This window comes from Algicola sagamiensis DSM 14643 (genome assembly GCF_000374485.1).
GTDB classification, from domain to species: domain Bacteria; phylum Pseudomonadota; class Gammaproteobacteria; order Enterobacterales; family Alteromonadaceae; genus Algicola; species Algicola sagamiensis.
The window spans coordinates 17,694-31,396 of record NZ_KB894493.1 but is presented as its reverse complement, the minus strand read 5'-3'; the positions used below and the strand labels follow the sequence as shown (position 1 = coordinate 31,396).

Genomic DNA, 13,703 nt, shown 5'->3' with positions numbered 1-13,703 from the left:
TGGAGTAAATCATTGCTGCACGCATCATCTTTCCTATCCATCAATTCTTTCCAATCCGAAGTCCCTACTCTTTACACTTTAGTCATTTTGTTTGATTTTCATTTCTGTGATTCATTCCTATCCTGTACAGCATTTTTCTACTTTTCAATCTACGCTTTAGGGAATGTAATTCTCATAAAATTAAGGGGATAAAATGTCACGAGTTTCAATGTTATTGAGCATGGCTTGTCTCTGCTGCTTGATTTCCTGTAATGGTGGAAGCACATTCGACTCAAATTCAAACACATCTTCAAATAATAATACAAATACAGGCAACACAGGTGGTGATTCGGGTAATGGTTCTGGAAGCGGGTCAGGAAGTGGCTCAGGCGATGGATCGGGAGGTGGTTCAGTTGCAACACCCGATGACTCGGAAATCGTCGTTTTTCATACAGTTGAAGATGGTTCCAGCTTACAAATAACAGTCGCAACAGACGCTGGTGCAAATGAAGTCAAGAGAACGGTCAGTTATGGAAACAGTGTTCAGTTTTTACGAGCGGATTTTTCTCATCATGATATCACAGTTGAGCCAATGGTAGCAGGAGCTGTGGATCCGAGTGGTATACAGAAAAAAATTGTTCTCACCACAGAACAAGGAAAGCGCCACTTTGTCGTACTCCGAAATCGACTGAGCAATATTGAAGAAGTAAAAGCGAACGTCAATATTTCAGATACTAGAATTCAAATTATCCATGCTTCACGGGCTCAATCTAATTTGGATATCTACTTGACTGAGCCAGGCTCCAACTCATTAACTAGCCCAGTGAATTCAGGTGACTTCAGCTATGGTGACAATGATTTCTTTTCACGGAATAATAATAATTATCGACTTCAATTACTCCGTGAAAATGATACAGATCGAAACGACCGCCTTTTTGACTCAGGCTCAATTACAGCTGAAAAAAATACACTGGTGATCTTCGATCCTGCGGTTAATTCAGGACCAGCTTTAAGTGTTGCTTCAATCTCTGATAATGGTGCCGCAACAATACTAATCAGCCCGGATGGTGTCGCTAAATTGCGTTATGTAAGTGGTATTAAAACAAGTAATTTCGATAATTTCAGAACAACTCGATTTACTAGCAATAATACGCCATTGGGATCAACTGTCGCTTTCCAAAACAGTTCTTCAGGGTATACTGAAATAGGATCATTAAACGTCGACCCTATTCCTACAATAAATGTGACAAATAGTGGAAATACAGAGAAATGGGCATCAAATGATATCACTCCAACTATTTCACCTTATATATCTTTATTTTCATTCGGTTTTGAGTCAGGGCAGCCCAGAGCTTTGATAGCTGTTAATGATGATCAACAACCTGCTGGAAATGCTGCAAAAGTCCGATTTTTCCAGTTGCTTGCAAATAAGAGTGGTACAAATCAGGACTTGATATTTTCAACATCATCGACTTTAGGGGATGTATCTGAGACACGCTTTACAATTTCCAATGTCTCATACCCTACATCCAATGCAACATTTGGTAGTATCGAATTGAAAGAAGGAAATTATTTTTTAACAGTGACAGATACTGGTGATGAAGGGAACGTAACAAAGTCTACGGGTACTACTAGCCATCTATTTTCCAAAGGAAAGCTGTACGACGTGATTCTATTTGAAGATAGCACTGATGCAACCAATGGAATAATAAAAGTTATCGAAAGGTAATTCTAGCTATCCCTCAAAGCCACAAAGTTTACATTGAGGGATAGCGCTAGCGCGTTGTTTTCTGTAAAATAACTCGCAATATTTTTAGCCTCCAAATTCAGCTTAAATTGATATCACGAATGCCTATTTATTTTACTTCCCGTCATATCCCCGGACTAAAAGGTCTCAACTTCAATCAGCGATATACTGTGTTGCAAGAAGCCCTAAGGCAAGTCTCTCCAGGAAAGATCCTAGCTCTGCAAATGACAAAATTATGTGTATTCATTGGATGCTGCCTGATGGTTGCACTTATCCCCTCTTGGTTTGGCTTATTGCTTTTATTTCCATGTTTACTTGTATATGTCATGGTGATTAACCCAGTTCAACATTATTTAGCTTTACCGTACGTTAAAAAAGTGTTAAGTTCCAAAGCTCAAGAAAAATAACGATTGTTATTTTGAGATTTGATTCTAATTTAGGTGTATTTGTGAAGTTGTATCAAAAAGTTTTGCTCCTTTTACCTTGTGTTTCATTATTCCTTGGTTGCTCACAATTAACTCAACCTGTAACGGCTCATCAACAAGAAGGGTTTTCTGTCGAGCAATATCAACATGTAAAGCTAAAGCCAATTTCGCTACCAACTCAGTTGCAAAAGAAAAAAAATAACATTGCAGCAGTTGAACAATTGGACCAGCTTCTTTTTCAAAATATTTCCGAAGTATTTCGTGATAAGACCCTTGTTTCATCAGTAACTCCAAACGATAAAACACTGATTATTGTTCCTGAAATGATTGACCTTCAATACGTCAATGTTGCGCAAAGAATGCTCTCTGGAAAGGATGCAGGGAGAACAAAAATAAAATTGAAAGTTAATTTTGTTGATGCAAAAAACCAAAAGCTACTCGCTTCAACCCATTTTTACGCTGATAGTGATAAAAATGGAGGGATTGACCAGCCAAATGTTGATCAGCTTGCCCTTCAACAACTGGCAAAGCAGGTCCAGCACTATACGCAAAGCCTAGAGTATTAGTCACCTATTGCTAACAGTCTTTTTCATGATTTTGGCCTCTGGAGTTCTAAACATTGTGAAAATTGATCCAATTCTATTCTTTTGTATTAATATGAAAGTATGTGAATTTTTCGGTCTATTTAGAAAAGCGATGAGCTTGTTCTCATATCTTTTCTTGATTTGGGGTCAATGGCACTGGGCAGACAAGTTGATTTAAGATTTTTAGCCGAACCTATGCACGTCAATTTTGGCGGTAAAGTGCATGGTGGCATCGTCATGAAATGGATTGATCAAGCCGCTTATGCATGTGCAGCGGGTTGGAGTCGAAGTTATTGTGTCACAGTATCTGTCGGTGCAATTAAATTCGGACATCCGATCCTTGTAGGCCAAGTCGTCGAGTTATCTGCAAAAGTTATCCATACAGGTAAAACCAGTATGCAGATCCTTGTGACCGTTAAAGCAGGTGACCCAAAATCAGGGGCGCTTGGTTATACAAACCACTGCATTATTACTTTTGTTGCTACCGATGGCCAAGGGAATCTCATCGAAGTGCCAAAGTGGGAACCCAAAACAAAGAAGGACAAAATTCTTGAACAATACGCCCTAGAGATGAAAGCATTTAGTTTAGAAATTGAGAAAAAATACGATATTTTTGAGTAACGTGAATCTCACGATTCCTAGGATAACTTCCTAATTAAGACACTTCCTTTCCGATGAGCCAGCATTATTGAGCCAGTATTATGCCCCTCCGACTATGCCACTTACTACTTCTTATCCCGTTGACTATAATCAGCATTTCCTATGATCTGTCAATTATTCCTGATGAAATACAAAGCCCGTCCTTGTATCTGAACATCCTGTTGTTTTATGTTGGCATGCTGGGTGTTTATGCTTATGTTTTTCGAAAAAAGTTATATAACCCGATGATATGGAGGGGAGTCTTTATTCTGAGCTTCTTTTTGCATCTTTCTGATACTTTCGGGCACTTAATGCAAGGCGAATGGGTTTTTACTGACTCAATCATGACAATCCAAGTCATAGCCCTCCTATGCTTATATGCTTACTATTACTTTCTACTCTGGCTGTATTCTTTTGAGTCTAATGATATTTGGCGTACTTAAATAAACATTTAAATTGTATTGCCTCTTAACGTTCTCAAGCATGTATCTGGTTTGATATATCGGTCGATGATTGTTTCAACGGCCTTTTCTTGAATAAGCTTTTTCATTGTTTGATTGAGTTTATCTGAGAATTTTTTCGCATGACTGATTTTCATATGGTAGGGTTTTGACATCATCAGATGGGCAGTTATTTCATTCAAATACAATACTTGGCCTGCGAGGACATCACAACGATAGCCCAGCTTTTGAATCCAGTAATGACTCAATAAATCAGGTCCAAAGTAACCATTGATTCTTCCTCTAAGTAACATGGAAATCCCTTGCTTTACAGTATTTACAGGTACCAATACAATGCCATGCTGCTCCACTGCTCTTATAAATTCAGTACCATAACTACGTTCTGCACCACGGATCACTCCAACGAGCTTACCTTCAATGTTTTTCCATGACAAAGGCGCCTTTTTTAAGCTGATAATGGCATTTTTAAATCGAATAACGGGGGTAAGCTGAACAATTGTCGAGGGCAGCTTTGGACTCGGTAAAAGTATGGTGACTGTATAACCATGCTGGTTTTTTTTATTCGTTTTAATATTCTTGCAAATGGTGCGATTGTTGTTTCGTTCATTTGATTCAAGTTAACTCGTGTGGCTAATTCATTCAAAATATCGATATATATTCCCCTGTTATTACGCTTTTCAACAAACGCAATTGGTTCAGATAATAATGCAATATACGACACATTTTCTTCGGCCAAACTTCTTGGTACGACCAACGTCATTGCAGCAACAAAAAGGAGTATGGTTCTTAAGCGTGCTTTCAAAGTTTCACATCCTCTATTTTTACACCCATAAGAGTGTAAAAAATACGATTGACACCGTCGCTAAAAGATAAAGATTGAAGCGAAAGTGATTAGCTCCCGCTTGATAGTTTAAGTAAATTGCATAACAGCTGAACGCCACACAAGCCAGCAATACAACCTTTAACCAAGTGAGAAGGGAAATTAACCAGAAAGTGCGAACTGGAATGTCGAAATAACGTAAGATCCCCCACTCTAGCTCTGGCCTTGCATAATGAAAAATAACTAGACTTAAAATAAACAACCCCCACGCAGTCAATGTTAAGGCGCGGATCACCTTAGATAGACTGGACTTGAGATCCGTTTCTTTATCATCAAACTCCAGTTTTGGTTGTTTATCTTCTTCAGACAAGTGTAACTCTTCTGTTTGCAGTGTATTTTTTGACTTACTTCCTTTACTAATTAAGCAATTCCCACCAGGAACACAAGTTTTACTTGTTTCTTAGCGCTTTCAAGGTAATATTGGGGGCTTAATTAGAACAATTTCGACATATAAAAAGTGGAGTTTGATTGCATGTCGCATTCATCTATAGATGCTGCTCTTAAAGGCAAACATAAAGTCGGTGAATCTATCACCATCAAAGGTTGGATCCGCACACGTCGCGATTCAAAAGCGGGTTTTTCATTTTTAGCTGTCCATGATGGCTCTTGCTTTAATCCAATCCAGGTGGTTGCCGACAATAATCTATCGAATTATGCGTCTGAAATTACATCACTAACAGCGGGTTGTGCCGTGATTTGTGAAGGTGAGCTTGTTGAGTCACAAGGTCAAGGGCAATCCTTTGAAATTAAAGCAACAAGAGTCGATGTTGTTGGTTGGGTTGAAAATCCAGATACTTATCCAATGGCAGCGAAACGCCATAGTATTGAATACCTTCGTGAACACGCACATTTGCGTCCAAGAACAAACGTAATTGGTGCCGTCACTCGTGTCAGAAATAGCCTATCCCAAGCTATACATCGCTTCTTCCATGAGCGCGGTTACTACTGGATCAGTGCACCAATTATTACAGCAAGTGATACAGAAGGTGCAGGTGAAATGTTCCGTGTAAGCACTCTGGACTTGCAAAACCTGCCAAGAACAGAAAAAGGGGAAGTAGATTTTAGCGAAGACTTTTTCTGTAAAGAGTCGTTCTTGACTGTATCTGGGCAGCTCAATGCTGAGACCTATGCATGTGCCCTATCAAACGTTTATACATTTGGGCCAACATTCCGCGCAGAAAACTCCAATACAAGTCGTCACTTAGCCGAATTCTGGATGGTGGAGCCTGAAGTCGCCTTTGCTGACTTAAGTGATATAGCACAGCTTGCTGAGGATATGTTGAAGTATGTCTGTAAAGCTGTACTTGAAGAACGTCGTGACGACCTTGATTTCTTTGCACAACGTATTGATAAGAGTGTGATCTCACGATTAGAAGGCTTGGTTGAATCAGAATTTGTTCGAATGGACTATTCAGATGCGATCGAGATCTTACAAAACTGCGATAAAAAGTTTGAGTTCCCTGTTGAATGGGGTGTTGATCTTCAATCTGAGCATGAACGTTATCTTGCTGAAGAGCATGTTGGTGCTCCGATTATTATGCAAAACTACCCGAAAGACATTAAAGCATTTTACATGCGTATCAATGATGATAAACGCACAGTGGCAGCGATGGATGTCCTTGCACCTGGAATCGGTGAGATTATCGGTGGAAGTCAGCGTGAAGAACGACTTGAAGTATTCGATGAACGTCTATCGGAAATGGGATTAAACCCGGAAGACTATGGCTGGTATCGTGATTTAAGACGTTATGGTACAGTTCCACACTCTGGATTTGGCCTAGGCTTTGAGCGCCTCGTTGCTTATGTGACGGGTATGCAAAATGTTCGTGATGTGATCCCATTCCCAAGAACACCAGGCAATGTAAACTTCTAATATCTGACCCTGAAGATAGAAAAAAGGGGCTGAAAGCCCCTTTTTAGATTACCCGCTTAGCCTCCTCATCCCTTTCTTTTTGCCTTATTTCTTCAATCCTTACTTTTTTAGCCCATGCTTCGTCCATTACTTCAACTCTTACTTCTTCAGCTCTTGCTTTGGCCATGGCTTCTGCCCTTACTTCAGCCTTAGCTTCCATGCGCTCTTGTTCTTGCTGCATATGACGGACTCGCCGACAGGAGATTTCCCCTTTTTGACAATGTGGATTACAAAACCCACCACATGCATCAGCAATCATATTACATAAGCTTAAACTAACCAGTTGTTCTGACTTCTTTGCATTTGTATCTTGTTGAGTATGAATACGCTCATCCATGTTAAAACGCTGGATCATTGACTTTTGATTGCGATCCGATTGGTGAAAAGCATCTCCCCATTGCCCATTTTCTTTAAATAGTAATTCTCGCAGAATTTGTTGTTTGTCATCATAAGTTGATAGGTCCACCTTGGACTTCCCTTCAATTTGTTCAAGTAGCTGACGACTCTCCATAATCATTTCTAATACAGAATCGAGTTCATAAATCTTAGTACCAGAAAGCGAATGACCAAATTTATCGATACTCGTTTTTATTTGGTGACATAACGTTTCTAGTTTCATTGAAAAGTCATGGTTGTCTGATTTAGTTCTGTAAGCGAATAACTTCTCCAGTTCTGCTTTTAATGCATAGTGAATTGTTTGAACGACAACTTGATCGATCGGTTTATTCTTCTGTTGTGAAGGTTGTTGATATGAAAATTGTGGAACAGGCAATACCGGCCGTTCTAAAAATTGAACTGCTCGTTGAACACCATTAATGGAAGATACCTGTACTTCTGTTGTTACTTCATCAACACAGACTTCTTCTGGTATTTCAATATTTTCTTGAGTACGATTCACATCAGTGCTTAGCATAATTTCTATATCAATAAATCTTCATTTGTTTTTGACTGCATTTTGTTGTTCAATAATTACTGTTCTTACGACTTAAACAACAAACTTAAAGTGTTTATCACATGATTATCAAATAGAAAAATTCATGGATGAGTAAACACGTCAAAGTATGTAACGAACTATTCAAAATAGTTTTAAATAAAATGATTTATCTTAGGGACGCGAAAGAGAATGGAATTCGGATTGATAAACTTTAAAACTGATACCAATCAAAGGCGGTTTGATAACATAAAGAGTGAAGGTTTTGGCGTATAGATTTATCCAGTACTGTATAACTCTCCCAAAGTGATTGATATTCCATAGCCATTTGGCATAAAGGAAAGTTACTCGCGAGCATTGTTCTATCGTAACCAAATTCACTGACTATGTATGTGACAATGTCACTTATATGATTATTTTGATTTAGTGTGAGATTTATTTCCCAGCCGGAACACTTGATCGCACAATTTGGGTAATTAGCAAGCGACTTTATCCCCTTTTTCCATGCGTTTTGATCAACAACTTTCCCTTGTGCCCCTGCAAGCCCACTGTGTGTCAATATCACTTTCAGATCCGGTATTTGATCGAGCATTCGACATAGGCTTTGCCAAGATGCAGAGTCAGCACAATTGATTTGTGCTTCAAACAATAAACCACTGTTAGCAAGGAGGCTCAGATGTTGTTTACAAAATGAGTGAGATAAAATTTGCTGTGCTTCTTCTTCCAGAATATGACGGACACCAACAAAGTGAGGATATATAATTTGCCTCTCCAAGCACTGAGAGAAATCTTTTGATAATAAATCAGAGAAGCCAATCGTCTTGAATGGCATGTCAACATAACCATCAAGCCAAGTGATCTCTCGCCAAGGTGCCTTGTTATCAAACCCTGCTTCTATATGAACAAAGCCAGTCAGTTCAAGCGGTTCTTTTAATGACAAATCGGGCAACATGTGTGTCCGATCTATCAGTTTCTTATTCTTCCAATATGGCGGATTTTGGTGATCTAACCAAAAATAATCACCAACTGAGCGATTTATCAAGTGGACATGTGGGTCAATGATCTTCATCGCTCATCCTTATCGTGTGGTGTAACCACCATCAACAGCGTGCAAACTGCCAGTAATAAAACTTGCTTTATCACTCACTAAAAATCGAACTAAGTGCGCAACCTCTTCAGGCTGACCAATTCTTCCAATGGGTTGAAGTGCCCCTTCGTCAGCATGAACTTCTGCTTTATCTGCACCAGAAACCTCGCAGTAACGATCAATCGCTTGATGGTATAACGGTGTTTCGATTGTTCCGGGACAAACAGCATTACAGCGGATCCCAAACTGGGCGTAGTCCAAAGCGGTTGTTTTCGCAAGAGAAGCAACGGCTGCTTTACTCATGTTATAGGCAAAAGATTTCGACTTGGCTACAAATGCCTGATCAGAAGCCATGACCACAATAGTGCCAAATTGCTGCTCTCGCATAGTCGGTAAGATTTGTTGTACCGTATGATAAGCCCCTTTCACATTGATGGACATAATCCGATCAAAGTCAGCCTCAGATGTTTCTTCAATATTACCAGAGAAGTAAATGCCGGCATTGACAACTAAAGCATCAATGTGATCGACTTTTGACAGAACTTCCGAGACTGCAGATTGTACGTGCTCACCATTCGATACATCACAGGAAATATGTTCACCGAGTTCTCCGGGGCGAAGGTCAAAATTAAAAACACGATAGCCATCTTCCTGCATCCCAGTAACAACACTAGCACCAATTCCAAATGAACCACCGGTCACGATACATACTTTTTGAGTCATATAATTTGGATCTCAATTTCACATAGCCAATACCTTATGCGGTTTTCGCTCAGATGTATAGTCGTACCCAACTGTTTGATAAGAAAAATAAAGATAGAAAAGGATAAAGGAGAGAAAAAGTGATAATTCCTGTTCATGGTTTATCATGAACAGGAATAAAGAGTGATTAAAGAATATCGAGCAACTCAATATCGAAAATCAACGTTGCATTCGGACCAATTCTTCCGCCTGCACCCTGCTCGCCATAAGCAAGATGAGAAGGAATGTATAGACGCCACTTTGAACCAGTCTTCATAAGCTGTAAAGCTTCAGTCCAGCCTTTGATAACCCCCTGAACAGGGAATTCAGCTGGCTGACCACGATCATAAGAACTGTCGAAAGTATCACCATTAATCAGCGTCCCATGGTAATGAGTCCGGACAGTCGACTCTAACGTAGGGATCTCGCCCTCACCTTCTTCAAGTACTTCGTATTGAAGGCCTGAGTCTGTCACTTGAATTTCTTCACGCTTGGCATTCTCAGCGAGGAAAACCTCACCTTCAGCAGCCAGTTTTTGTGCTTGCTCAGCAGCTGCCTGCTGCATTCTCTGATTGATTTCAGTAAATGCAACCTGTATCTCTTCAATCGAGACACGACTTTCCTGCGCTGTCAATGCATCTTGAAACCCATCCATTACAGCATGAACATCAAGCCCTTCAAAAGGGTTTGCTGCAAGTTGTTCACCCATTTGGCGACCTACGCCATAGCTCGCTTGTAATTCTACTGAATCGTAGTTTTTATTTGTCATTGTCTCAACCTCGAAAAAAAACGGCCCAAGTCTATCATATTCATTTCAACAAATCGCGTTAATTACAATGCTTCATGGAAGGATGATGAATACAAAAAACTAACATTACTGCCTCTTATTTCACCCATAATTGGCACTCTGTACCAGAAACGGTAGATGCTTATACTGCATACCAAATATCATAATCATCAAGTAAAGTGTTTGAAATTCAGTATTTCTCCAAGATTTAACCAAAACCCTTATTTTATCTATTTTAGGGAAAGCTTCCTAGATAATTAATTGATTTTAATGGCAATAAATAAAATATTAACAACAAAAAAACATAATTTCATCATCACTTGCGGTTGATAATTGACTACTTTTTTTTCATTTCTGTTCATTTTTTATCTTACTGTTTTATAAGATTTTTTATGAAACTTCAGTATTTTTATTCATAAAATGAAAAATTTTATTGGCAATAAAGTTTGATTATTTTTCTTTAACTATAGTATTGTCGTGATTGGTCGTAACATTTTTCACATTGGATGTGCTTCAAACCACTAAGGATGTAGAAGGTGGGAAACACCAATAATTATTTAACCATCTGAAATTGTACGGCCCGCCAAACGAAATATAAGTTATAGAACGGAGTTGAAGATGTTCAGGCTAAATCCAATTTCCAGTAGTATGAAAATGCTCGCTGTTTCAGCGCTCGCATTCAATACCATTCCAAATACTGCCTATGCTAACGAAGCCAGCGCTGAAGATGAAAGTGTAGAGCGTATCCAGGTAACAGGTACACGTATCCTACGTGAAGGTGTTGTTGCACCGGCTCCAATCACAGTTATTGGTGAAGACGCGATTAAAGCATCTGGTGCGACAAATCTGGGTGACCTATTAAACTCACTTCCTGCTTTGGGAAATACTTTCTCCATGTCCAGCTCGACAAACTATATCGGCACAACGGGCTCTAACTTCCTTGATTTACGTCGACTTGGAAGTAACAGAACACTTGTTCTTATCGATGGAAAGCGTCATGTAGCATCAGATATTGGTACTGCACGTGTAGATGTCAACACAATCCCTACAGAATGGATCAAATCTGTTGAAGTTATTACTGGTGGCGCATCTGCAGTCTACGGTGCTGATGCAGTCTCTGGTGTTGTTAACTTTATCTTGAAAGATAATATTGATGGTGTTCATTTTTCTGCTCAGAAAAGCGATGCGGCTGACTCCGGGTTCTCTGATTACAAATACGCATTTTCTGCTGGAGGCGAATTTGCTAATGGCAAAGGTAATGCCGCTGTTTCATTAGAAGTTGCTGGACAAAATGCAATTACTCAAGCGGATCGTGGCCATTCTAGTTATTCCGATATCAGAAATCCAAACGAAAAAAATGAAGTTAAAGGTGAGAACAAAATTCCTGACAAGCTACGCGTAAAAGACGCTGGGCTTCATATTTATAGCGATGGTGGCCGATTTGCACTAGACGATGGCGGCTATATGTTCTTACCAGATGGTACATTTAGGAAGCAAAAGCTAGGCAATCTATATGATGATTTCCGCTGTGCTGGTGATTGTGATTGGTTTGATTTTAGTAAAGGCTCAACATACCAACCTGAGTTTAAACGGATAACTTTTAATTCAAAAGTAAACTACGACATCAACGATCAAGCATCTCTTTATTTCCATGGAAAGTATTCTCAAACAAAAGCAACTGACCATGCTGACTGGACATTTAGTCGTGATGAAACCATACAAAAAGACAACGCTTTTGCGAGTGCAGAGCTTGTTGAATTCATGGCAAAGAATAACCTAGAAAGTATTTCAATTCGCCGTATTCATACTGATATGGGCCGTCGTTCAGAAGAAAATATCAGACAAACATCGCGTTTTGTGAGTGGTCTGGAAAGGATCTTTCCTTGAGGATTGGGATTATGACGTTTCTGTTGTTTGGGGACAAACGACAACAAATCGTAAGAACTTTAACAACCTTATTAAAGAAAGATTTAAAAATGCCGTCGATGCTGTCGTTGATCCAAATACTGGTAAAGCAGTTTGTCGTGCGACACTTGATGCCAATGAAGATCAAAGCAACCCAAATATCAAAGGCTGTGTACCTGTTAACCTTCTTGGAAACGGTAATGTTAGCCAAGCAGCGCAAGATTGGTTTATGACCACATCTTTGTTCCAAGGTAAAACAACACAAACCGTTTACTCTGGATCTGTGTCAAATGGCGCTCTCTTTGAGCTTCCTGCTGGAGATGTTGGATTTGCAGTTGGCGCGGAATACCGTAAAGAAACTGCTGAAGGTGGATATGACGAGCAAGTCGTAAGTGGAGAAACATTCTTAACTGCGATCGCACCACTTGAAGGGCAATTTGATGTTACTGAAGTGTTCACAGAGTTCTCAATACCACTACTTGCTGATTTACCAGGTATTGATCTAATGACTCTCGACCTTGCGGCACGTTATTCAGATTACAGTACAACGGGAAGCGCAACAACTTGGAAAGCTGGTATTGATTGGTCTATATACGAAGATCTTCGTACACGTATGACATATGCAAAAGCTGTACGTGCACCAAATATTGATGAACTATTTTCACCGCTTGGTGGTAACTTTGCTTTTTATGACGACCCATGTGATGTTAAGAATGATCAAGATAATGCAACTTACATTACAGCGATTAAAGCGAACTGTGCTGCATCAAGTGTACCAGCAAACTACACAGATCCACGTTCAGGAAATAAGCCTGTACAATCTGGTGGTAACCCTGAGCTAGATCCTGAGACATCAACAAGTCTTACATTTGGTTTCGTTTATACACCAGGGTTCTTAGACGGATTCTCTGCAACAGTGGACTATTGGAAGTTTGAAATTGAAGATGTCATTGCAACGCTTTCTGTACAAAAAACACTTGATTACTGTTACCGTTCCACATCGGGAATTGGAAACAAGTATTGCGCAGCAATTACGCGCGATGCTAATGGCCAAGTATCAAATGTGAAGTCGATTAACCAAAACCTTGCTAAAAAGGATGCAGAAGGAATTGACTTCGATTTTGCGTACAGCTTTGAAGCATTTTCAGGTGAGTTTAATACACGTTTGATTGCAACTTATCTAATGACATTGGAGGACTACCCTTTCCAGGAAGATCTATCGAATAGTGATTCAGCAGTATCAGAGATTGGAGATCCAAGATGGCAAGGGTCATTCTCAACAAACTATGCGTATGAAGACTTCAATATTAATTGGAAAATGCGTTATGTTGGTGGCATGTATACAGAGGAAAGAGATACGCTAGCTGCTAACCCAGATGCAATTTCTCCAACACAAGTGGGTTCAGTCACATACCACGATGTTCAAGCTCGTTATCATGTCACAGATGATTTCGAAACATATATCGGTATTGACAATCTACTTGATAAAGATGCTCCAAATGGCTATTCAGGCGCAGGTGTTGGTAGTGCAATTTATGACAATATTGGTCGTAAGTTCTACGCTGGACTTGCCTACAGTTTCTAATAATCAACTCCGTTAGAAACCAAAAAGCCTCGATTGATTC

At 39.6% G+C, this 13,703-nt stretch carries 13 protein-coding genes; 7 read left to right on the top strand and 6 right to left on the bottom strand.

Annotation, left to right across the window (positions count from 1 at the left end):
* Window positions 1-193: 193 nt before the first annotated feature.
* The 4 genes from C505_RS24640 to C505_RS0105905 all read left to right on the top strand — a co-directional run bounded on the left by C505_RS24640 (window position 194) and on the right by C505_RS0105905 (window position 3,356).
* Complete coding sequence (locus tag C505_RS24640) at window positions 194-1,708, top strand: DUF4397 domain-containing protein (RefSeq protein WP_018691672.1); 1,515 nt, start codon at window positions 194-196, stop codon at window positions 1,706-1,708.
* Between the two features lie 119 nt (window positions 1,709-1,827).
* Complete coding sequence (locus C505_RS24945) at window positions 1,828-2,133, top strand: DUF6170 family protein (protein WP_407636612.1); 306 nt, start codon at window positions 1,828-1,830, stop codon at window positions 2,131-2,133.
* A gap of 41 nt (window positions 2,134-2,174) precedes the next feature.
* Window positions 2,175-2,717: a DUF4410 domain-containing protein gene (locus C505_RS0105910; protein ID WP_018691670.1), complete on the top strand. Its 543-nt coding sequence runs from the start codon at window positions 2,175-2,177 to the stop codon at window positions 2,715-2,717.
* A gap of 168 nt (window positions 2,718-2,885) precedes the next feature.
* A complete protein-coding gene (locus tag C505_RS0105905) occupies window positions 2,886-3,356 on the top strand; it encodes an acyl-CoA thioesterase (protein WP_018691669.1) in 471 nt (156 codons plus the stop codon).
* 469 nt (window positions 3,357-3,825) lie between these two features.
* On the opposite strand, the gene C505_RS0105895 is transcribed toward C505_RS0105905, so the two are convergent.
* Complete coding sequence (locus tag C505_RS0105895) at window positions 3,826-4,269, bottom strand: substrate-binding periplasmic protein (RefSeq protein WP_018691667.1); 444 nt, start codon at window positions 4,267-4,269, stop codon at window positions 3,826-3,828.
* Window positions 4,270-4,656: 387 nt separating this feature from the next.
* Entirely contained in the window at window positions 4,657-5,025 is a 369-nt protein-coding gene (locus C505_RS23510; protein ID WP_018691665.1) for a hypothetical protein, read from the bottom strand.
* A 162-nt stretch (window positions 5,026-5,187) separates the two neighbouring features.
* Between C505_RS23510 and asnS the strand changes: the two genes are divergently transcribed.
* A complete protein-coding gene (gene asnS, locus C505_RS0105880; RefSeq protein WP_018691664.1) occupies window positions 5,188-6,588 on the top strand; it encodes an asparagine--tRNA ligase in 1,401 nt (466 codons plus the stop codon).
* A gap of 43 nt (window positions 6,589-6,631) precedes the next feature.
* On the opposite strand, the gene C505_RS0105875 is transcribed toward asnS, so the two are convergent.
* From C505_RS0105875 to C505_RS0105855, 4 genes are all read right to left on the bottom strand, one after another.
* On the bottom strand, window positions 6,632-7,540 hold the full coding sequence (locus C505_RS0105875) for a hypothetical protein (protein WP_018691663.1): 909 nt from the start codon (window positions 7,538-7,540) through the stop codon (window positions 6,632-6,634).
* 232 nt (window positions 7,541-7,772) lie between these two features.
* The gene (locus tag C505_RS0105865) at window positions 7,773-8,627 is read right to left on the bottom strand and encodes an amidohydrolase family protein (protein WP_018691661.1); all 855 of its coding nucleotides are present in this window, start codon (window positions 8,625-8,627) and stop codon (window positions 7,773-7,775) included.
* 9 nt (window positions 8,628-8,636) lie between these two features.
* On the bottom strand, window positions 8,637-9,368 hold the full coding sequence (locus C505_RS0105860) for an SDR family NAD(P)-dependent oxidoreductase (RefSeq protein WP_018691660.1): 732 nt from the start codon (window positions 9,366-9,368) through the stop codon (window positions 8,637-8,639).
* Window positions 9,369-9,534: 166 nt separating this feature from the next.
* Window positions 9,535-10,155, bottom strand: coding sequence for an FKBP-type peptidyl-prolyl cis-trans isomerase (locus C505_RS0105855; RefSeq protein ID WP_018691659.1), 621 nt, complete (start codon window positions 10,153-10,155; stop codon window positions 9,535-9,537).
* A 636-nt stretch (window positions 10,156-10,791) separates the two neighbouring features.
* Between C505_RS0105855 and C505_RS23505 the strand changes: the two genes are divergently transcribed.
* On the top strand, window positions 10,792-12,060 hold the full coding sequence (locus C505_RS23505; RefSeq protein WP_083938278.1) for a TonB-dependent receptor plug domain-containing protein: 1,269 nt from the start codon (window positions 10,792-10,794) through the stop codon (window positions 12,058-12,060).
* On the top strand, window positions 12,035-13,663 hold the full coding sequence (locus C505_RS23500) for a TonB-dependent receptor (protein ID WP_051090586.1): 1,629 nt from the start codon (window positions 12,035-12,037) through the stop codon (window positions 13,661-13,663). The genes C505_RS23505 and C505_RS23500 overlap by 26 nt, the downstream gene beginning before the upstream one ends.
* Window positions 13,664-13,703 lie beyond the last annotated feature (40 nt).

Coding starts and splice junctions, on each gene's coding strand:
- C505_RS23505 (WP_083938278.1), top strand. CDS start 10,792: ATGTTCAGGCTAAATCCAATTTCCAGTAGTATGAAAATGCTCGCTGTT.
- C505_RS24945 (WP_407636612.1), top strand. CDS start 1,828: ATGCCTATTTATTTTACTTCCCGTCATATCCCCGGACTAAAAGGTCTC.
- C505_RS0105875 (WP_018691663.1), bottom strand. CDS start 7,540: ATGCTAAGCACTGATGTGAATCGTACTCAAGAAAATATTGAAATACCA.
- C505_RS0105865 (WP_018691661.1), bottom strand. CDS start 8,627: ATGAAGATCATTGACCCACATGTCCACTTGATAAATCGCTCAGTTGGT.
- C505_RS0105855 (WP_018691659.1), bottom strand. CDS start 10,155: ATGACAAATAAAAACTACGATTCAGTAGAATTACAAGCGAGCTATGGC.
- asnS (WP_018691664.1), top strand. CDS start 5,188: ATGTCGCATTCATCTATAGATGCTGCTCTTAAAGGCAAACATAAAGTC.
- C505_RS0105860 (WP_018691660.1), bottom strand. CDS start 9,368: ATGACTCAAAAAGTATGTATCGTGACCGGTGGTTCATTTGGAATTGGT.
- C505_RS0105905 (WP_018691669.1), top strand. CDS start 2,886: ATGGCACTGGGCAGACAAGTTGATTTAAGATTTTTAGCCGAACCTATG.
- C505_RS24640 (WP_018691672.1), top strand. CDS start 194: ATGTCACGAGTTTCAATGTTATTGAGCATGGCTTGTCTCTGCTGCTTG.